The 20835-nt window shown below is 56.9% G+C and carries 18 protein-coding genes and 2 pseudogenes; 16 read left to right on the forward strand and 4 right to left on the reverse strand.

Going from position 1 to position 20835, the window contains the following annotated elements:
• The first annotated feature begins 9 nt into the window (after window positions 1–9).
• The 5 genes from QZ534_RS00100 (at window position 10) to QZ534_RS00120 (ending at window position 5008) form a co-directional block, all read left to right on the forward strand.
• The gene (locus QZ534_RS00100; RefSeq protein WP_296929792.1) at window positions 10–1023 is read left to right on the forward strand and encodes a DctP family TRAP transporter solute-binding subunit; all 1014 of its coding nucleotides are present in this window, start codon (window positions 10–12) and stop codon (window positions 1021–1023) included.
• Window positions 1024–1083: 60 nt separating this feature from the next.
• Window positions 1084–1578 carry a TRAP transporter small permease gene (locus QZ534_RS00105; RefSeq protein WP_296929795.1) on the forward strand — a complete coding sequence of 165 codons (495 nt, stop codon included), beginning with the start codon at window positions 1084–1086 and terminating at the stop codon, window positions 1576–1578.
• The gene (locus tag QZ534_RS00110; RefSeq protein WP_296929798.1) at window positions 1568–2872 is read left to right on the forward strand and encodes a TRAP transporter large permease; all 1305 of its coding nucleotides are present in this window, start codon (window positions 1568–1570) and stop codon (window positions 2870–2872) included. Before QZ534_RS00105 ends, QZ534_RS00110 begins: the two co-directional genes overlap by 11 nt.
• A gap of 24 nt (window positions 2873–2896) precedes the next feature.
• Complete coding sequence (locus QZ534_RS00115; protein WP_296929800.1) at window positions 2897–3661, forward strand: FkbM family methyltransferase; 765 nt, start codon at window positions 2897–2899, stop codon at window positions 3659–3661.
• A 207-nt stretch (window positions 3662–3868) separates the two neighbouring features.
• Complete coding sequence (locus tag QZ534_RS00120; RefSeq protein WP_296929803.1) at window positions 3869–5008, forward strand: mechanosensitive ion channel family protein; 1140 nt, start codon at window positions 3869–3871, stop codon at window positions 5006–5008.
• A gap of 207 nt (window positions 5009–5215) precedes the next feature.
• Here QZ534_RS00120 and QZ534_RS00125 read toward each other — a convergent pair whose 3' ends face one another.
• Window positions 5216–6466 (reverse strand): porin, encoded by a 1251-nt coding sequence (locus QZ534_RS00125; protein ID WP_296929817.1) that lies wholly within the window; start codon window positions 6464–6466, stop codon window positions 5216–5218.
• Between the two features lie 144 nt (window positions 6467–6610).
• On the opposite strand from QZ534_RS00125, the gene QZ534_RS00130 reads away from it, so the two are divergent.
• The 8 genes and pseudogenes from QZ534_RS00130 to QZ534_RS00160 all read left to right on the forward strand — a co-directional run bounded on the left by QZ534_RS00130 (window position 6611) and on the right by QZ534_RS00160 (window position 15046).
• Window positions 6611–7534, forward strand: a complete 924-nt coding sequence (locus QZ534_RS00130) for a LysR family transcriptional regulator (protein WP_296929830.1) — start codon at window positions 6611–6613, stop codon at window positions 7532–7534.
• Between the two features lie 151 nt (window positions 7535–7685).
• Window positions 7686–9239 (forward strand): ABC transporter substrate-binding protein, encoded by a 1554-nt coding sequence (locus QZ534_RS00135; RefSeq protein ID WP_296929844.1) that lies wholly within the window; start codon window positions 7686–7688, stop codon window positions 9237–9239.
• Window positions 9239–10156, forward strand: a complete 918-nt coding sequence (locus tag QZ534_RS00140) for an ABC transporter permease (protein ID WP_296929872.1) — start codon at window positions 9239–9241, stop codon at window positions 10154–10156. The genes QZ534_RS00135 and QZ534_RS00140 overlap by 1 nt, the downstream gene beginning before the upstream one ends.
• A 21-nt stretch (window positions 10157–10177) precedes the next feature.
• The gene (locus tag QZ534_RS00145; RefSeq protein ID WP_296929874.1) at window positions 10178–11098 is read left to right on the forward strand and encodes an ABC transporter permease; all 921 of its coding nucleotides are present in this window, start codon (window positions 10178–10180) and stop codon (window positions 11096–11098) included.
• 1 nt (window position 11099) lies between these two features.
• Window positions 11100–12065, forward strand: a pseudogene (locus QZ534_RS18865) (ABC transporter ATP-binding protein); the annotation flags it as partial.
• An 84-nt stretch (window positions 12066–12149) separates the two neighbouring features.
• Window positions 12150–13118: pseudogene (locus QZ534_RS18870) on the forward strand (oligopeptide/dipeptide ABC transporter ATP-binding protein); the annotation flags it as partial.
• Between the two features lie 29 nt (window positions 13119–13147).
• Entirely contained in the window at window positions 13148–14221 is a 1074-nt protein-coding gene (locus QZ534_RS00155; RefSeq protein ID WP_296929882.1) for a hypothetical protein, read from the forward strand.
• 42 nt (window positions 14222–14263) lie between these two features.
• Window positions 14264–15046 (forward strand): alpha/beta hydrolase, encoded by a 783-nt coding sequence (locus QZ534_RS00160; RefSeq protein ID WP_296929885.1) that lies wholly within the window; start codon window positions 14264–14266, stop codon window positions 15044–15046.
• A gap of 11 nt (window positions 15047–15057) precedes the next feature.
• Here the strand turns inward: QZ534_RS00160 and QZ534_RS00165 are convergent, their stop codons facing one another.
• Entirely contained in the window at window positions 15058–15726 is a 669-nt protein-coding gene (locus QZ534_RS00165) for a glutathione S-transferase (protein WP_296929888.1), read from the reverse strand.
• A 101-nt stretch (window positions 15727–15827) separates the two neighbouring features.
• Window positions 15828–16721 (reverse strand): patatin-like phospholipase family protein, encoded by an 894-nt coding sequence (locus QZ534_RS00170; protein ID WP_296929891.1) that lies wholly within the window; start codon window positions 16719–16721, stop codon window positions 15828–15830.
• Window positions 16722–16960: 239 nt separating this feature from the next.
• On the opposite strand from QZ534_RS00170, the gene QZ534_RS00175 reads away from it, so the two are divergent.
• Window positions 16961–18553 carry a BCCT family transporter gene (locus QZ534_RS00175; protein WP_296929893.1) on the forward strand — a complete coding sequence of 531 codons (1593 nt, stop codon included), beginning with the start codon at window positions 16961–16963 and terminating at the stop codon, window positions 18551–18553.
• A gap of 122 nt (window positions 18554–18675) precedes the next feature.
• The gene (locus QZ534_RS00180) at window positions 18676–19131 is read left to right on the forward strand and encodes a GatB/YqeY domain-containing protein (protein WP_296929895.1); all 456 of its coding nucleotides are present in this window, start codon (window positions 18676–18678) and stop codon (window positions 19129–19131) included.
• Between the two features lie 41 nt (window positions 19132–19172).
• On the opposite strand, the gene QZ534_RS00185 is transcribed toward QZ534_RS00180, so the two are convergent.
• Window positions 19173–20042 carry a hypothetical protein gene (locus QZ534_RS00185; protein WP_296929898.1) on the reverse strand — a complete coding sequence of 290 codons (870 nt, stop codon included), beginning with the start codon at window positions 20040–20042 and terminating at the stop codon, window positions 19173–19175.
• A 94-nt stretch (window positions 20043–20136) separates the two neighbouring features.
• Between QZ534_RS00185 and QZ534_RS00190 the strand changes: the two genes are divergently transcribed.
• On the forward strand, window positions 20137–20832 hold the full coding sequence (locus tag QZ534_RS00190; RefSeq protein WP_296929901.1) for a VWA domain-containing protein: 696 nt from the start codon (window positions 20137–20139) through the stop codon (window positions 20830–20832).
• Window positions 20833–20835: the final 3 nt, after the last annotated feature.

Here is a 20835-nt window from a genome sequence, read left to right on the forward strand (position 1 = left end):
GAATTCGTTATGTCGAAACGTCGTACATTTCTGGCTGCCGCTGTGACGGCTACTTTCCTGTTCAGTGGGGCTTCTCACGCCGAGTACAAGGATGAATACACCGTTTCAACAGTTCTCCCGTCTGCCTTTCCCTGGGGCCAGGCGGCTGACAAATGGGTGGAGTTGGTGAGAGAGCGCTCTGACGGGCGCATCAACATGAAGATTTACAGCAACTCCCAGCTGGTCGCCGGCGACCAGACCAAGGAGTTTTCCGCCATGCGTTCCGGGCTGATCGACATGGCGGTTGGTTCTACCATCAACTGGTCGCCCCAAGTGCCGGAACTGAACCTGTTCTCCCTGCCGTTCCTGATGCCCGATTACGCGGCCATTGATGCCATTACCCAGGGTGACGCGGGCGAGGCGATCTTCGCTGCCATCAAGAAGCGCGGTGTTACCCCGCTGGCCTGGGGGGAGAACGGCTTCCGCGAGTTATCCAATTCCAAGCTGACCATTGATGAGCCGGCGGACCTGGACGGCCTGAAGATCCGAGTTGTGGGCTCTCCGCTGTTCCAGGATACATTTACCGCTCTGGGCGCCAACCCCACCCAGATGAGCTGGGCCGACGCAAAGCCCGCCTTGACCACCGGTGCCGTGGATGGGCAGGAAAACCCGCTGTCGGTGTTTGATGTGGCACGTATCGATCAGGTTGGTCAGAAATACCTGACTCGCTGGCACTACATGGCGGATCCGCTGGTGTTTGCCGTCAGCAACCAGGTGTGGGACCAGTTCTCCGAGGAAGATCAGGCCCTGCTGAAGCAGGCGGCGATTGATGCCGGCCAGTGGGAGATCAAAAAATCCCGTGGCGAGGTGGACGCAACTTTGGCGGCCATCAAGGAGCGTGGTGTGGAAGTGACCGAGCTGACGCCGGAACAGCGGGAAGCCTTCAAAGAAGCTACACAGTCCGTTTATGGCAAATGGTCGTCGCGTATTGGCGAAGATCTCATCCAGCAGGCTCAGGACGCGGTAGCTAACCGTAGCCAGTAAGTCAGACCTGTCCCTGCGCCCGCCATTATCGGCGGGCGCCTGTTCCTTAACGGAGTTACCATGCCGTCCCGTTCTCCGAAGTTTCGCCCTGAGGCCTGGCTGGCCACCATTGCGCTGATTGCGATCTGTGGGATCAGCCTGGGAAATGTGATCGTCCGCTATGCGACGGATGCATCCTTTGCTTTTACCGAGGAATTCTCGGTGTTCCTCCTGGTGGTGCTGACTTTTGCCGGGGCGGCGGTGGCTGCACGCCACAACCAACACATCCGCATCGAGTTGGTTGAGCACTACCTTCCACCGTGGGGGCGCAAGTTGGTTTTTGTGGTGCAGTGGCTGGCCGGAGTGACCGTTGTGGGTATTATGACCTGGTTTGGCAGCACGTTCGCCTGGCAGGAATACCAGTGGGAATCCCTATCACCAGGGCTGGGGCTGCCCAACTGGATCTACGTGATCTGGCTGCCGCTATTGTCCGTGGCCATTATCATTCGCATGACCCAAAACCTGGTCGACCGGCTGCGAGGCAAGACAGATCCGGAGGCGATTCATGAGTCCTGATCTGTTGATGATTGCCAGCTTCCTGCTGGCTCTGGTGATTGGCGTACCTGTGGCCATTGCGCTGGGTGTCGGCGGTGTTGTCGGTATTGTGGCTGGACTGCCGCCGGCCATGCTGGGCACATTCGGGACCAACACGTATAACAGCGTTGCCAAATATCCGCTGATTGCTATTCCCCTGTTTATTCTGACGGGTCTGATTTTCGAGCGGGCGGGTGTGGCTGCCAGTCTGGTTCGTTTCGCCCAGGCGATTATTGGCCCCCGGCACGGTGGGCTGACAGTGGTTGCGGTGCTGGTGTGTCTGATCATGGGTGGCATGAGCGGCTCGGGCCCTGCCGATGCGGCAGCGGTGGCGATGGTGATGTTGCCGAGCATGAAGAAGGCGGGGTACCCGCAGCCGTTCTCGGCGTCCCTGATTGCCGCTTCTTCCTCAACGGCGATTCTGATCCCACCCTCCATAGCTCTGATTCTCTATTCCATAGTGGTGCCCGGGGTTGATCTTCGGGCGCTGTTTGCCGCCGGGCTGTTTCCCGGCATCCTGGCGGGCGTGTCCCTGCTGGCGCCAGCATTGTATTTTTCCAGGAAGTATCGTTGGGAAGACCCGGAAACGGTGGAACGCCCGCCGTTATGGTCGAGCTTCAAGGCCGCCCTGCCGGCACTGTTTGCGCCGGTGATCATTCTCGGCGGGCTTCGTTCGGGGCTGTTCACACCCACGGAAGCCGCCGTCGTTGCGGTGACCTACGGGGTGCTTGTCGGTTGCCTGCTGTACCGGAATCTGGGCCTCCGGGACCTGTGGAATCTGATGACCGAAGCGGCCGTTACCTCTGGCGTGGTAATGTTTATCATTGCGCTGGCCGGCATTTTCGCCTGGGCGGGCACCACCTTGGGTACCTTCCAGCATCTGGCTGATGGACTGCTTTCTCTATCCGAGAACGGCTGGGTGCTGCTGGGCCTGGTGATGATTCTGGTACTCATTGCCGGCATGTTGCTGGATGCGATTTCCATCTACCTGATCCTAATCCCCATCGTGCTGCCGTTGATGAATCATTTCGGCTGGAACCCGATCTGGTTTGGCATCCTGCTGGCGATGAACATCGCCATCGGACAGTTCACACCACCGGTTGCCGTTAACCTGATGGTCACCACTCGCATTGCGAATATCCGCCTGGAACACACCATAGGCTGGTCGCTGGTCTTTATTGCGGCCATGGCCTCAAGCCTATTGTTGGTGATGCTGATGCCGGGCATTGCGTTGTGGTTGCCGGAGAAGCTTGGTTATGTGGTTGGTGCCTGGTAAAACCCAAAGGCGACCATAGCGCCAATGACTCAACGGATCGTAGAACAACTGAAACGTATCCAGGGATTGGCAAGATCCCTGGTTATCTACCAAAGGCCAGGCCGGCAGAAACCTCTGCAGGCGCTTTACAGCCAGTTTGTTCACAATGGTGATCTGGTGTTCGACCTTGGCGCGCACCTTGGCGACCGCACAATGGCTTTTGTGGGTCTGGGGGCAACCGTGGTCGCCGTCGAGCCCAATCCGGGCATGATGCTCTGGCTTCGCAGGTTGGTCACTCGCAAGGAGCGCGTTGTATTCCTGACCGAAGCCGTCGGAAGCCAGCCCGGGGCAGCGGAAATGGCCTTGAGCTATCGCACTCCATCCGTGTCGTCGCTTGCCGCTGGTTGGCGGGAGACCCTGAAAACCCGTGCTCCGGGCTTTCGAAAGATCCAATGGGAGCGGGCCATTACGGTGGAGGTAATAACCCTGGATGAAATGATCGCCCGATACGGTGTTCCTGATTTCTGCAAGATTGACGTGGAAGGATTTGAGCCAGAGGTGCTGGCGGGACTGACCTGCCCAGTGCCGGCACTGTCTTTTGAATTTGTATCCGGTGCCCTGGATCAGGCAATCCTATGCCTCAAGGAGCTGGAGCGGTTGGGGGAGTACAAATTCAATGCCATCGAGGGGGAGCAGCGGAGCTTTCTCTGGCCCGCTTGGCAAAGTGCCGACCAGATTCGACGATGGCTGGCGAGCGGCGCCACCGATATTGCCTCCGGTGATCTATACGCGAGACTGGTCAGCAGCTAGCGGGTTTGTTGGGGCGCAGTGACCGTAGCCTGCGGCATTTTGCTTGAGGGCTCTTAAGTCATTCCTGACCCACCACGGATGGCAGATTATGCCGGCACGGGCCACACTTGTTATCGACAGAGAGAAAAGATTTCTTATTGCTCGCACTCAACCAGAGGATTCATAGGAAGAGCGTTCGGGTGAAATTGCGTGAGGAACAGGCAAATCATGGTTGAATCATTCGGTGCAGATTTGATTGAGCAGCTCCGTCGTAATCTTGGCGATGCCTTTCAGGCGGTGTCAGGCGAGAATCTCGACTGGGGAGCGTTGCTGGTAGAGATACTTGGTCAGTTGCTGGTTTCTTTAATCTACCTTGTCGTATTCCTGGGCGTTTATCTGGTTCTGATAACTGTCATCAGGCTGTGTCTGGGTGAGCGGCGAACCAAGACCCCTCTTTACGCCCAGATGCGCAGCGGCCTGCGCTATCTCGCCGGGTTGGGTGCGCTCCTGGTTATCCTTGCGCAATTCGGGGTTTCTCCCGAGGTTCTCAAGGCAATGGCGAGGGCGGGTTTCATGGTCCTCGGTTTCTACGTGGTCTGGGTAATTTTCCGGCGGCTGATCAAGGAAGGCACTTCACGCTATCGAATGGATCCTTCCATCCGGCAACTGGTCGAGAATCTGTTTGCGGTTATCGCCGCAACGCTTGCGGTGGTAACGGTGCTCGCCCAGTTCGGCTTTGATGTGGTGTCTATCATTGCCGGTCTGGGCATCGTCGGTATTGCGGTCGGCTTTGCAGCGCAATCTACGCTCTCCAATTTCATTGCCGGTATCACCTTGCTGATTGAGCGGCCTTTTCGGATCGGTGACTGGGTTACCATCAACGGACAGGAGGGCAAGGTGGTGAAGATTGCCTTGCGAACCACCTGGCTGCGAACCCGGGATAATATCTTCACAATGATCCCAAACGACAGTGTTGCCTCCACGGATATCATCAATTACAGCGCGGAGGGTGTGACACGCCTGAATATTCCGGTGGGAATTGCCTACAAGGAATCTGCGAAGGCGGCGAGGGAAGTCCTTATGCCGGTTTTGCTGTCGCATCCCGAAGTTTTGCAGGGCGCTGGTATGGAACCCCGTGTTCTGCTCAAGAGCCTCGGTGATTCTTCGGTAAACCTTGAAATCAAAGTGTGGATTACGCCTGATAACCTGGATGTGCGGCCCAGAATCATGGCCGATATTCTGGAGCAGATGAAAGAGGCGCTGGACGCAGCCGGTATTGAGATTCCATTCCCTCATCTACAGCTGTTTATTGACGACGCAAAAGGCCTGAAGCCGGTTCTCGAGCCCTTTTACAGACTGCGAGGATGAACGGACAAGCCTCTTATCTATGCCAGTCAAATCTGTTCCGGGACAGCGCGCCCATGAAACGCCGCACCTAGCTTGGCGGTGATCGGGACGACCCGGTCAGGATGCGGGATGTGCTCAAAGCGCAGGAAGATCTGGATTTCTATTTACCAAAAAAGCCCCTGCAGCGCAGGGGCAAAAGACCACAACAATGACGTTGCGTGGAGTGTTCTAGAACTTCACTCGTAAGCCGGTCGTTACCAGAATGATGTCTTTGTACTCTGGCGAATAACAGGTATTGCCAGAGGTGGTGCACCATTCGGCCCGCTCGTGGCTATGGATTTTTGCGCCCGCGTAGGCGTCAAACAGGTCGGTTGGGCTGAACACGTAACCGACGCCAATAACAGACCCTTTCTCGTCGTTTTTATTCCTGTCCCGGGTTTCGCCGTAATGGATGTCGAACGCGTGCGTCCGGTTGGGGCGATACCCCAGCTTTACATAGCGAAACTGTCCAAGCTCTGTATCCGTGGCGTCGAAGGTGTCAGTTGCCTCTTCCGGCGTCAGTTTCTCCGCGCGGTTCACGGCAGCCAGTGACAGGTTCAGGCCGGTGTCACTGTGGAAGTAAGAAACAGAGCCGCCATAGGTGTTCACATCGGGCCCGTCACTGCTCAGGTTGTCGATGTTCTGGGTTGAGCGAGAGTAACCGGCGCCAATCAGCATCCGGCCACCGGGAACCCGCAGGCCGGATTTGACACCCATCTGGAGGATGGAATCCTGGCCGTCGCTGCCGTCATGGCCTGCACTCACGGAAATGGTTACCGGGCCTATTCGCGGAGTGTCGTACCGGATTCGGTTGTGGCGGCCTTCGAAATTGTAATCCCGAATGCTTCCTGAAATGCTGACTTCGTTGCCAAACGGGTTGGCTTCGTCAAAAGGATTGGTTTCCGGGGGCGTTCTGTTCGGCCTTGAGCGGAACGATGCCGGGAAGGGTTCAAGGGCAAACCTGAGTTCACCCCCAATCAGGCTGGGGTTGCGGAAACTGATCACGCCCGTGCCGGAATAGTCACGGCGCCCGGCGTTGTAGGCGGCGCCTTCGCCAAGGCCTACGGTCAGCTTGCCATAGGGCGTATCGAGAAAGGCATCGGTGATCCGCTCATCGACTTCCGGGCCGGTATTCTTCTGGGCGGGATCGACATCATTGGATGCGTTGGCGAATACGCCCACTTCGATCAGTGCACCAGCGGTCCAACCATCGATAATGCGCTGGGTGCCGCCAATATTGAATCGGGTGGGGCTGTTGCGATTGTCCACATGATAGATCTCGGTGTCGGAACCCAGTCCCAGTTCGTTCGCGTTGTAACCGTCTTTCGCGTACATGATCGCCCGGTTGACCTGGCCACCTACTTCCACCTCAAGGGCCGATGCCGGGGATGCTGCAATGCTGAAAACCCCAGCCGCCAGCAGCGTTTTTGAAAACCTCATATTGCCTCCGGTTTTTGTTTTGTACTGATTGCTCAGTGGCGTTTCCTGTGTTGACACCCCTTTTATCGGCTACAGTTGATACCTATGTAAATTGAAAACATTAGATAGATATATGCGTTTTCTGCATCTGATCCGGAGATCAACATGAATATCAAAAAGTTGAGGTGCTTCCGTGCGGTGGTAATTCACGGCTCCTTGGTAGCGGCCGCGGATGTGATGAACCTGAGCCAGCCAGCCACCAGTCGTCTTATCTCGACGCTGGAGGACGAACTGAAGCTCAAGCTGTTCAAGCGGGAAAAGCGCCGTCTGGTACTTACCCCGGAGGGTAAGGAATTTTATCGGGAGGCCGAAAAAATTCTTGCCAATCTTGATGACCTGCCCCGCATCGTGCAGGAGATCAAGGATGGTGGTACTCGCACCCTTCGCATTGTGGCGTTGGCCCGCCTGGCCAACAGCCTCGTTTCGCCGGCGCTTGCCCGTTTCGTGGCGGAAAATCCCGAACAACGTTTCAGTGTAGACGTTCGTGGGCATCGTGATATCGAGCAGTGGGTCGCTGGCAGGCACTACGACATTGCAGTGGCTCTGACCAGGCCTTGTAACCACCCGTCGGTGATCCAGCGGCCCTTCTTTGATACCGATGCCATGGTGATGGTGCCGAAAGGGCATCCGCTGGAGCTGCTCGAATCGGTTACTGCCGAGCAGATGGCGGAACACGACATCATTGCTTTGGCACCGGGACTGCGCCCTCGCTTTCAGATGGAAGAAATCTTCCATTCCGCTGGTGTAGAGCTCTCCTGCAAAATCGAGACAACCTCCAGCGTGCTGGCTTGCCAGATGGTGGTCGAAGGGCTGGGGGTAACCATTATTGACCGGCTGGCAGCATTGGCGGTGGACGAGAGCCGATACAGCCTGTTGCCACTGAACCCCTCCTACAGACTGCAGTTTGTTCTGCTTTTTCCGCCGGGCTTTGAAGAGACACCAGCGACCAAGAGCCTGGTTCGTTGCCTGAGTGACCAGGTTAGTGAGTCTCTGGGTGAACATGCCGTGATGACAGGCGACGCTGACTAAGGATGCATTAATTGCATAGAAATATGACTTATATTCAATTTTAAAATCAATTCACCCTACCTAGACTGGCCTCATTCAATGATCGCCCGTCGATGAACCTTGCCAGGGTGGGCTGATCAGATTCTCCAAATAATGACAATCAGGAGGAGAGATGAGGACCCGGACCCCGGCGCCATTCAAGAATCGACTGATAAGCGCGGTCGTCGCTGGCCTGCTGCCGGTGTGCGCAAGCGCGGGCAAGGATGACAATACGCTGGTGGTTGCGTTTGAAAAGCCACTGACCACCGTGGACCGTTTGTACTCGATCCAGCGCGAAGGCCTGATTCTTTCCCGCCTGACCGACGACGGTCTGTTCTACGTGAACCCCGACTCCCTCGAGTTTGAGCCACTGGCCGCTGAATCCTATGAATGGGTCGACGAAACCACGCTGGATGTCACCGTTCGGGATGATGTGCATTTCCACGATGGCAGCAAACTGACTGCCGATGATGTGGTTTATACCTTTGAGTGGGTGCTAGATGAAGAGTCAGACACCAGCCGTGGGCCGGTGATTCAGTCGTGGCTTGAGAGTGTCGAGAAAACCGGGCCTCGAACGGTGCGCTTTAACCTTCATCTACCTTATCCAATGGCGCTGCGGGACATGGCGATCAGTATTCCGGTGCGCAAGGAAGGTACATACGAGGGCGCCGATGGCATGGATAACGCAGCCGAAGATCGGCCGCTCAACGGCATTGGCCCCTACAGGATCAAAGAGTTCAGCGCAGGCCGCGAAATCGTTATCGAGCGGTTCGAGGATTACTATCAGGCCAGCCCGAAAGCCAATCCGGCCATTGAAACCATGGTGTTCCGGGTGATTCCCGACCAGGGAACCCAGCAGGCAGAGCTGCTCAGCGGCGGTATCGACATGATGATGGGCGTGCCACCGGATGTGGCCGATAACATCAGCCACCTTCCGGGCGTGGAACGTAAGGAAGGCAACGATATCCGCATTGGCTACATTACCCTGGACGCTGCCGGCTTTTCAGACCCGGACAGCCCGTTTACCAACCTGAAGGTACGCCGGGCAATCAATCACGCCATCAACCGCGAGGAGATCACCCGTTACCTGGTGCGAGGAAGCGCGGAGGTGGTTCCCTACGCCTGTCACCCGCGGCAGTTTGGCTGCAATGCGGACGGGCCTGTCTATCCCTACAACCCTGAAAAGGCGAAACAGCTCCTTGAAGAGGCCGGCTACCCCAACGGCTTTTCCTTCAAGCTCTGGGCCTACCGCGAGAAGATCATTGCCGAGGCAGTGGTGAGCGACCTGAAGGCTATCGGTCTGGACGTTGATCTGCGGTTTGTGAAGCTTAATGTGTTCGCCAAAGTGCGGAACGACAAAGATATGGAAGCCTTCTTCGCCTCCTATGGCAGTGGCGGTACTGCCGATGCCTCTGCCTCCACCGGGGTCCATTTTGCCGCTGGTTCTGCCCGCAACTACACCGATGACAAAGAACTGGCGGAAACCGTATTGGCGGCAGAACGCACCATTGATCGCCGCCAACGCGAACGCCTGTACCGGGAGGCCCTGAATCGCATCGCCGAACAGGCCTACTGGGTTCCAATGTTTTCCTATAGCCAAAACTACCTGCTGTCGCCGGGGCTTGAGTTCCCGGTTCCCAAAGACGGCGTTCCACGTTTCTGGCAAGCCAGCTGGAGCGACCAATAATGCTTAACTATATCCTTCGACGCGGGCTGATGGCCCTGCTGGTAGCGCTTACCGTGTCTTTTGGCACCTTCGCACTGTTCCACTTCGCAACGGATCCGGCCCAGACCATTGCCGGTGAAGATGCGCCCCAGGAGATGGTTGACGACATCCGCGAGCAGTACGGCTTTGATCGGCCCGTATCTGTCCAGTACGGGGATTGGCTGGGCAGTGCCCTTCAGGGTGATTTTGGCCAGAGCTACTTCTGGAAGCAGCCAGTGGTCGAGCTGATCAAGGAGCACGCCAAAGTCACCATTGTGCTGGCGCTTTCGGCATTGGGTGTCACCATCCTGATTGCCCTCCCGCTGGGGATCAGTGCCGCCCTGAAGCCCAACAGTTGGGTTGACCGTTTTGCACTATCGACGGCGGTATCGGCCCAGGCCATTCCGAACTTCTGGCTGGGCCTGATGCTGATCATCCTGTTTTCGGTGACCTTTCCCATCTTCCCGGTGTCTGGCGATGCCACCTGGAAACACTACGTACTGCCTGCCCTGGTGCTTGGCGCCAGTTCGGTTCCCGCGGTGATGCGTCTGACCCGAACGGGGCTGCTGGACGTGCTCTCCTCGGATTACATTCGCACCGCTCGCGCCAAGGGCTTCGTGGGTTACCGGCTGATTCTTCAACAGGCCATGCGCAACGCGTTGTTGCCCATCGTCAGTGTGTTGGCGGTGCAGCTTGGCCACAAGCTGGGTGGTTCGGTGGTCACCGAATCAGTATTCAGCATGAATGGCCTCGGCCGCCTTGCCGTGGAGTCCATTTTCAACTCGGACATTCCAACGGTTCAGTCTCTGATCCTGATCTTTGTACTGACTTTTGTACTGCTCACGCTGGCGGCTGATCTGATCAACGCCTGGCTTGACCCACGGATTCGGATGGGGTGAACCATGACTGCTAGAAACACTATGAATCCGTCTGAACTGACCGCCGACGAATCTCGCATCGATTCGGAAGAGGCGGGCCTTGGCCTGAGTCCGACCATGGCCGCCCTGAAGCGTGCCCGCAGCCATTACGGCCTGAAAATTGGTTTCGGCATTCTGCTGGTGATGGCTGTGTTTGCCCTGTTTGCTCCCTGGCTGGCGCCCCACGATCCATACCTTCAGAACCTGCCGATGCGCATGTTGCCACCGGTCTGGGTTGAGGGTGGCAGTTGGGAATACCTTCTGGGTACTGATCATCTTGGCCGGGATTACCTCAGCCGAATCATCTACGGCGCGCGTATTTCCATGACCATCGGCATAGGTGCCGCCACCATCGGCATGATCATAGGTGTCACTCTTGGTCTCATCGCGGGATACTTCGGTGGCTGGCTGGACCAGGCAGTGAACTTCCTGGTGACCTGCCAGCTGGCGGTACCCAGCCTGCTGCTGATCATGGCGCTGGTGTTCGTAATCGGCCAGTCAATCACGGTGGTGATCTTTGTGATTGGTGCGACCCACTGGGTGTTCTATCTGGTGGTTACACGGTCGGCGACGCTCCGGCTGCGCGAGCTGGACTTTGTTGCAGCCGCACAAGCCATGGGGTGCAGCAAGTTCCAGATTGCGGTCAAGGAGGTGCTGCCGAACCTGGTGAACCAGATCATGGTGATTTTCACCCTCGAGGTGGCTGTGGCCATCCTGAACGAGGCCACCCTGTCATTTCTCGGCCTTGGTATTCCGTCGCCCATTCCGTCCTGGGGCCTGATGATCGCCGAAGGCAAGCAGGCGATGTTCTTCCAGCCATGGCTGGTCATCCTGCCAGGCATCTCACTGTTCATTCTCGTTATTGCCATCAACCTGCTGGGCGATGGTGTGCGGGACGTGACCGTTACCAATCGGAGGAATTGATATGAGCACGGCATCCATTCTGGATATCCAGGATCTGTCAGTCGATATTCCGACCGATTCCAGTACGCTGCACGCGGTTCGTGGTATCAGCCTGGAACTCAATCGCGGGGAAACCCTGGGTATTGTGGGTGAGTCCGGCTCCGGCAAATCCATGACCGCACTTGCGTTGATGAACCTTTTGCCACCCGCCGCAAGACGCCAGGCCTCCTGTATCGACTTCGATGGCAGTGACCTGACTCACGCCACCGAGCGGGAGTTGGCCAGCAAGATCCGGGGCCAGCGTATCGGCATGATTTTCCAGGAGCCGATGACCAGTCTGAACCCGGTGTACTCCATCGGACGGCAACTGAAGGAAACCATGACTCTGCACCGCAAGGTGTCAGATTCCGAGGCAGAGAAAAGGGCGATCTACCTGCTGGAGAGGGTTGGCCTGCCCGATCCGGCCAGCCGTCTCAAGCAGTACCCCCATGAACTCTCCGGAGGTCAGCGCCAGAGAGTGATGATCGCCATGGCCCTGATGAACGAGCCGGAACTGCTGATTGCCGACGAGCCCACGACGGCTCTGGATGTGACCATCCAGGCCCAGATCCTGCACCTGCTCCGGGATCTTCAGCGGGAGTTCGGCATGTCCATGATTCTGATTACCCATGACCTGGGTGTGGTGTCGCGGGCCGCTGACAACATAGCGGTTATGTACGCCGGCGATATCGTCGAAACCGGCAAGACGGCAGAGGTGCTGGAAAACCCGCGCCATCCCTACACCAAAGAGTTACTGGAGTGTGTGCCAGGGTACCGGGGGAAAAGCCAGCAACGGCTTGGGGCGATTCCGGGTATTGTTCCTGCCATGACCGGCGAGATCTCGGGCTGCGCCTTTGCTTCCCGCTGCCCGAGGGCAGCAGACGTTTGCACAACAACGAATCCGCCAACGAAGAAGCTCCATGAGGGCAGGTACTTTGTGTGCCATGAGCCTGAAACTGAGCAAGGCGAGGGGACGGCGGAGCGGCCAGTTGGCAGCGAAAGAATCGGAAAAAACCACAGTCGCGGGGCAGAAGCCATTCTGGCGGTGGAACATGTCAGCTGTACCTTTTCGGTACGCAGGGGGCTGTTCGGAAAACGCAAACCGCTGCAGGCACTGGATGATGTCAGCCTGACCCTGAACAAGGGGGAGGTCCTGGCTCTGGTGGGCGAGTCAGGCTGCGGCAAAACAACACTGACCCGAACCATCATGGGACTTCAGGCGCCGTCGACCGGCTCGGTATCACTCAACGGCCAGCGCATTGGAAATCTTCCGCCCATGGAACGGGCCCGCATGATCCAGCCCATTTTCCAGGATCCCTATTCGTCGCTGAACCCCCGGAAAACCATTGGCGAGATCATCGCAAAGCCACTGGTGGTGCACGGTATTGGATCCTCCCACGAGCAACACAAGAGGGTCCGGGACATGATGGAGCTGGTTGGCCTGCCGTCACGGGTGTTCAACAGCTATCCCGACCAGCTCTCCGGGGGCCAGCGGCAGCGTGCGGCCATTGGTCGTGCGCTGATCCTGAATCCGGAAGTGGTGATCTGCGATGAGCCTACCTCGGCTTTGGATGTTTCGGTACAGGCGCAGATCCTCAACCTGCTGTTGGACCTGCGGGACGAGCTGGACCTGACCTATCTGTTCGTTACCCACAACCTTTCCGTGGTTCAGCACATGGCGGATCGGGTGGCGGTGATGTACCTGGGCGAAATTGTCGAATGCGGCGAACGTGACCAGGTTATGTCCAGCCCGAAGCACCCTTATACCCACGCGCTGATGGATTCAGCGCTGAGCATCTCGCCGGGAGAAAGCGTACCGGATCCCGGATTGTCCGGAGATTTCCCGAATCCGATGAATCGTCCAGGCGGATGTCCGTTCCACCCACGTTGCCCCATTGCTGAACAGCAATGCCGCGAAGAGGCCCCGGGGCCCGAACTCATCGACAACACGCTGGTTCAGTGCTGGAAAGCGAAAACTGCCGGCAGCCAGCTTAAATCCTGATCCAGACAACAACACAGAGGACCTGCGCAATGAAACTCATCGCCATATTTCTAGTAGGACTCATGTCAGTCCTCTCCGGTTGTGCCTCGGTGCAACCCGGTAGTGCGGCATACAGCGAAGAATCTGAATCTGACCTCTTTCAGCCGGAAACCTTTGAGAGCTACGGTTCTTTCGTGGTTTCCGCTGGCACCGACGCCAAGCCGGTGGATATGCGGCTCTGGTATTCGCGACCTGATCAGATCAAACCCGACACACGGGTCATCATGGTGATGCACGGTGGTCGTCGGGACGCGGACAAATACCGTGATTACTGGGGTGCTTACGCAAAACAATACGGCGTTCTCATCGTTGCGCCGGAAATCTCAGACCAGGACTTTCCCACGGGCTGGGGGTATCAGACCGGCAACTGGGTAACGCCGGATTCTGACTCTACCGACGAAACCAAGGGTCAGCGGGTGCCCGTGGAGCAGACCTCGTTTGCCGCCTTCGAACGTGCCTTCGATGAGCTGAAAAAACACTTCAACCTGGATGCCGAAACCTACGATATCTGGGGCCATGGCAGTGGAGCCCAGTTCGTTACCCGCATGATCATGCTGTACCCGCAGGCCCGCATAGGCACGGGCATCGCCGCTAATTCAGGCACCTACACCTTCCCGGACTGGACCTTGCCCCTGCGTTACGGGCTGAAGAACACGGGCGTTGAACCAGAGGACCTCAAAGCCTCCTACAAGCACCATTTGGTGATCATGCTGGGCACCGACGATGACGATACCTCTCACCGTCTGCTGAGCCAGCTTGAAATTGCCAAGGCCCAGGGCGCGCACCGCCTGGAAAAGGGCAAGAACTTTTACCGGGTGAACAGGGAGCAGGCCGAAAAGCTGAACACGGAATACAACTGGGAGCTGGAAACCGTCTACGGCATTGGTCACAGCGGCAGAAAAATGTCGGAAGCGGGGGCCGAATACTTACTGGAAGGGAAGACCGAGGAGCCGCTGTTCACTGACGATCTGCAGGTGAACGAATCCTACCGCTCGGACGATGATTCCGGCGATGAAAACGAACTGCTGAAAGGGTCAGACGACGGTGAAGAATCTCCGTTTTGAAGACACCCCACTATGAGCGAAGGGACCACTATGGAACAGCAAATGCCCCGATCGATTGTACGCCTTGCGCATGGTCGGCTTAGCTACCTGGAAAACGGCAGCGGTACGCCGGTGCTCTTCCTTCACGGCCTCAATGGCAACGGATCGAGCTGGGTTGATCAGTTGTCGGCCCTGGCAACGTCAATGAAGATGTGGGCGTGGGATGCGCCCGGGTATGGCCAATCCGACGTGGCTGGTGACTCCGTAACGGATCTTGCTAAAGTCGCTATCGAGTTTCTTGAGACCTGCACCGACGGCCCGGTCAATCTGGTCGGGCATTCCATGGGAGGGTTGGTGGCGATGAAAATAGCCATCATGGAACCGGAGATCGTGAAGCGACTGGTTCTCTCCTGCACCCACCCGGGCCACGGTTTGACGGACGGTGCCAATGAACGTTATCAGCGCCGGTTGCGTGAACTGGAAGAGTTGCCCAGGGAGGAATACGGCAGGCGACGCGCCAAGGGTATGTTGCCGGATGAAACCAGCGAGGAACTGTTCGAGCGGGTTGCAGCCATTGCTGCCGAATCCAGGCCGGATGGTGTTGTGAATGCGGCCTGGGCCATCCAGACCGCCAACCTGATTCCTGAGCTGGCAAAAATAAAGGCAAAAACTCTGGTGATCACCTGCGACAAGGATTCGGTGGCGCCCCTGACAAAGGCTGAGCCCTTGCTGGCCCATATTCCGGATGTCCAACACGTGGAACTGAGCGGCTTGGGCCACGCGCCTTACCTGGAAGACGCAAGGCGCTTTAACGAGGTTGTTTCGGATTTCCTTTTGAATAGGTGACAGCCTGACCTTCAGGCGAAGTCGTAATCGCCGCCTTTCTCCAATGCCTTCTGATAAGCCGGTCTGGCGTGAACCCGTTTCACCCAGCCGGTGATATGGGGGCGGTTCCTGCCGACGATACCCCTGGCTACCGAGGCCTCGAGCGGAAAGCTCATCTGGATATCTGCCGCGCTCAGTTTGTCACCCAGGAACCAGGTATTCTTCGCCAGGTGGTCTTCCACAAAATCCAGATGGGTTTTGATCATCGGGCCAATGAAGATTTCATTGGTTTTGTCAGAAATGCCTTTGGCGACCGGTTTAATAAAGAACGGCATCGGGCTCGTTTTGACTTTCTCAAACACCAGACGCATGACCAGCGGCGGCATCAGGGAGCCTTCTGCATAGTGCAGCCAGTAGGTGTAGTCGAGCCAGGCCTGGCCGCCGCTTTCGGGCAACATGGTGTCTTTGCCGTAGGTGTGGGCCAGGTACTCGATAATGGCGCCGGATTCGGCCACCACCAGATCGCCGTCGGTAATCACCGGAGATTTGCCCAGAGGATGCACCTTTTTGAGGCTTTCCGGTGCCAGCATGGTTTTGGGATCACGCTGGTAGTGCTTGATCTCGTAGGGCACACCCAGCTCTTCCAGCATCCAGAGGACGCGTTGTGAGCGGGAATTGTTCAGGTGGTGAACTGTAATCATGCGCAAGCTCCGTTCGCTTTGAAAAATGATCGGGTGTGAAGAGTAGGCTTCAAAGAGCGTTTTGGTTCACCGCTGAGGGCGATTGAGAGCCCATTGAGAGGCTAATGCCGATTGCGCACCGCAAAGCCGTGGCGTTTCAGCTCTTTGAGAATCTCCGGCACCTTGAAGGGCATTAATGTCCGGGTTGTTTTCAGAAGGCTGATGGCAACGTGCATCCGCTTGTACCAGAGCACCTGACGGATCTTTTTCTTCATGGGGTGATAGCCTTCCAGGTACAGCTCATCAATACGGTCTGCGTTGTTGGTGAGACTGTAGCTGCTCAGGTCCAGTGCTACGGCTATATCGGCGTTTTTCAGCTGTTTGCGGGTGTTGAAGTCGATACCAATATTGATGGCATTGGTGATGACATCGAAGGTGTTGTCAGGCTTCGGGTAGCGGCTGACATGGCTCAGGTCGACGGCGACCGTGATACCGGCGCCCATTTTTGCCAGTGGCGAAATCGGTACGTTCTCAACCAGCCCGCCGTCCACCAGAGTCCGCCCGTCAATTTCGACCGGTACAAACAGGCCGGGTACCGCCATAGACGCGCAGACAACGTCCGCCAGATTGCCTTCCCGGAAAATCAGCTGCTCGCCGGTCTCGATATCCGTGGCGCAGATGGCCAGCGGAATGTCGGCGTCTTCGATCCGGACATCCCCCAGGTCACGGTGGATCATCTCGCGAACGGTATTGGTGCTGAAAAGCCCGCCACGCTCGAAGGTAAAATTGATGATTTTCGACAGGTTCAGCGTAGAGCAAATGCTGAGGATGGACTCAGCCGGGCGGCCGAAGGCGTGGTAGCTTGCGATGAGGGCGCCTGCGCTGGTGCCCGATATGCAATGTATCTTGATCTGCTCTTCCTCAAACGCCTTCAGCACACCAATGTGTGCAATGCCCTTGGCAGCGCCACCCCCCAGAGCCAGGCCGATACGGGTGTTAAAAGGATTAAGTTTCATGGGCGCGAACCTTCGAGCGTTGCCGGGGCATAGAGTCGGTCAAGTTTAACAGAGTTGGAGAGTCGCTCCTTCGAATAAGGACTCAAAAATGGCAAAGCTTCTTTCCATATCCTGCAATTTCCGCTTTTTGGCGGTGTGTTGGAAATTTCGATTCTTAGAGTTCAAACTATTGATGTGGCACTTAGAGAGGTAAATTTTCCAACCGACTGCCGGCGTCTGCAGTCAAAGGAGCCCTCACTATGGGTGACGTTGTGAAAGATGATTATCAGACCGACTACGTGGCCGGTCAGGATAATATCGAGAAATTCGGATTTGATATCCACAATATCGTGTTTCCCTTAACCGCAGTACTGATCGTTGCGTTTGTCGTTGGAACACTGATATTTCCTGCTGGTGCAAAGGAACTGCTTGATGGCGCCAAGAACGGTGCAATCGCTATCTTCGACTGGGGCTTTCTGCTCAGCGCAAACCTGTTTGTTATCTGCTGCCTGGCGCTGATTTTCATGCCTGTGGGCAAAATTCGGATTGGCGGTATCGATGCCAAACCTGAATTCTCGTTGCTGTCATGGTTTGCCATGCTGTTCGCTGCCGGCATGGGGATAGGTTTGATGTTCTGGTCGGTGGCCGAACCGGTAGCCTATTACACTGACTGGTATGGAACGCCTCTGGGGGTTGAACCAAACACCGAAGAAGGCGCTCGGCTAGCGATGGGCGCGACCATGTACCACTGGGGTCTGCACCCCTGGGCGATTTATGCCATTGTCGGGCTCTCATTGTCCTTCTTTGCTTTCAACAAAGGCCTACCATTAACCATTCGCTCTGCTTTCTTTCCAATTCTTGGCGACAAGGTGTGGGGCACGCCAGGAAACATCATCGATATAGTGGCCGTGCTGGCGACGATTTTTGGTCTTGCCACCTCTCTGGGCTTTGGTGCCCAGCAGGCCGCATCGGGGCTTGCCTACCTGTTTGATATCGAGGGAGGTCTTAACGTTCAGGTGGGCGTGATTGCGGGCGTCACCGCGGTTGCGACACTCTCTGTCATTCGTGGCATTCATGGCGGCGTTCGGATTCTGAGTAACGCCAACATGATAATGGCCGGGCTGCTGCTCCTGTTCGTGATGTTCGCAGGGCCCACGCTCGCCATCTTTCAGTGGCTTTGGGATACATCGGTCTCCTACGCCTCTAATATGTTTGCGCTCAGTAATCCATTCGGTCGCGAAGAGGATTCAACCTGGTTCCACGGCTGGACGGTTTTCTATTGGGCCTGGTGGATTTCCTGGTCACCGTTCGTCGGAATGTTTATCGCCAGGGTTTCCCATGGCCGGACGGTGCGCGAATTCGTGATGGCGGTGCTGATCATTCCAACCATAATCACTGTGTTCTGGATGAGCACGTTCGGAGGCAGCGCGCTTCATCAGGTGCAGAACGATATTGGTGTGCTGGCGTCTGACGGGATAACTGAGGTGTCGCTGGCCATGTTCCAGGCACTGGATAATATTCCCCTGACGGCAATTACCTCGTTTATCGGCATTGCCCTGGTGTTGACCTTCTTCGTAACATCCTCGGATTCCGGTTCGCTTGTCATCGATAGTATTACTTCCGGTGGCAAGACGGACGCACCGACAGCTCAGCGGATTTTCTGGGCAGTTACCGAGGGGGCAATTGCTGCCGTGCTTCTGTTTGTAGGTGGTGAACAGGCGCTGAATGCCCTGCAGGCCGGCGCTGTGAGTGTCGGGCTGCCATTCACGATAGTGCTACTGGTGATGACCTACAGCCTGTTCAAAGGCCTTCATCACGAACGCCGCTTGCTGATCGCGGAAGGCAAGATGTAGAGGCACGCTGATCGCAGCCATATTCCGTGCGACTTTAAAGGCCCCTCATCGAGGGGCCTTTGTATTTTCAGGAGTCTGCCCCCATGTAGGTGTGGTACAGGCCAAATAACAGGAGATCAGCAATGACGGCACCAACCCTTAAGGAACAACTGAACAGCGCGGTAAAAGAAGCAATGCGTAACAAGGACAAAACCCGTCTGGTTACCTTGCGTATGGCCCAGTCTGCGGTGAAGCAGATCGAGATTGATGAACGCCGCGAGCTCAACGACGAGGATGTTCTGAAGGTGCTGGACAAGATGCTTAAACAGCGCCGCGACGCCGCGAGTCAGTATGATGATGCCGGCCGAGAGGAACTGGGTGACAAAGAGCGCGCCGAAATGGTGATCATCGAGGAGTTCATGCCCGCGGCCCTGAACGAGGATGACCTGGATGGATTGATCCGGATGGCGATCAGTGCAACCGACGCCCAGGGAATGCAGGACATGGGGAAAGTGATGAACGAGCTAAAACCCCAGGTACTTGGCCGGGTTGAGATGGGCCATCTGAGCAAGAAGGTGAGAGCCGCTCTGGCGGGGTGAGCTTGCGCTTTTATATTTGCTCTCGGAAGCGAATGACTTTCTTACCAATCAAGCCTGAGGCTGGCCAGTAGTGCCTCACCCAGGCTCAGATTCACGGTGCCCGTGTTCAGGTCCTTGTATTGGACGCGGGTATCGATGCTGGCGCCGATGCCAATAGTCACTCCCGGCCACGCCCCGCCTCCGTCGTAGGCCCGGTATTCAAGTTCCGTTCTCCACTCCCGCAGATACAATGCACTCTCAACGTCTCTGTCCTTGTCCAACGTGGCCCAACGATCCCCGTTTCGTTCCAACCGAAATGCCCAGCGCTGGCCAGGGCTCTGCCATTGCAGTAAAACCGGCAGGTCGAGCAGCCAATGCCCGTTTTCATTGCGTTGATGCCAGCGGACTCGGGGAAGCCAGCGGAAGGATCCGAATCGATGGTCGCCGCCTATCCCGAAGCTCAAGGGGCTTGTTTCGTCCATCGCCCGGAACATTGCAATGCGGCCATTCAGCACGTCACTGTGAAAGTCTTGGTACTTGAACATGTTGGAAGTGCCGGCAACGCCGGCCTGCGCTTCCAGGCGGTAAAGCCCGAGCTGCCATTCACCACCGAAGGTTAACCGATGCAGGTGCCCGTTGTGGGCCGGGTCGCCGGCGCGGATGCGCAGTGGCTGATAATCGTAATCGATGCCGAAGGTGCTGACAGAGCCCTGTTTCTGCCAGCCAAGCCCTCGCTGCGAGCGGGTCACCTCGCTGGCAGAGGGCAGATTCCCAGGCCAGTCGTACGGCTGCCATTGGCGATAGAGCAGGTAAAAACTGTTTGAGGCCTGCGCCGCGCATGGCAGAGCGAGGGTGGCAATAAGAAGCGGGCCCAGAAGGAAAAACCGGAATCTGGCCAGGTTCCTGATTCGGTGCCAACGCCCTGTATTCACGATGCGTCGCCTCTTGCCAAGCCTGTGAATTGTGCGATCTATGCCCTACTATTTTAGCGTCAGATTTTTCTGTCGCAGGGATTTTCTGGAGCCTATGTCCGACAAAGAGCTACGCACCCGATCCGACAAAAAGGCGATTGATCAGTTTATCAACGAGGTCCGGACGCTCCCCAAGCAGGGCGGCGGGCAGGGGCGGCTGATTTTCGCGCTGGATGCCACCGCAAGCCGGGAGGCAACCTGGGATCAGGCCTGTCATCTGCAGAGCGAGCTATTCATGGCAACCCGCGATCTGGGCGGGTTGGCTATTCAGCTCTGTTACTATCGTGGGTACGGTGAGTTCAAGGCCACGAGGTTCGTGAACGAGACCGGGCAATTGCTGGACCTGATGAACGGCGTCTCCTGCCTCGGTGGGCGCACCCAGATCAGCCGGATATTGGCCCATGCGGTGAAAGAAACCCGCGCCAAGCCCGTCAAGGCGGTGGTGTTTATCGGTGACTGTTGCGAGGAACCGGTGGACGAGCTCTGTCACACCGCGGGGGAATTGGGAATGCTTCGCACACCGGTGTTCATGTTTCATGAGGGGCATGATGCCCATGCCCGGGCGGTGTTCCAGCAGGTGAGTAAACTCTCTGGAGGCGCATACGCGCCCTTTGATCGTAACAGTCCCCAAGTTTTGAAGGATCTTATGGCGGCGGTTGCGGTCTATGCTTCCGGGGGAGCCAAGGCTCTGCAGGACTTTTCAAGCCGCAGCTCTTCGGAAGTGAAGCGCCTGACGAAGCAGATCCGATAGTGC

This window comes from uncultured Marinobacter sp., assembly GCF_913055835.1.
Classification (GTDB): Bacteria; Pseudomonadota; Gammaproteobacteria; order Pseudomonadales; family Oleiphilaceae; genus Marinobacter.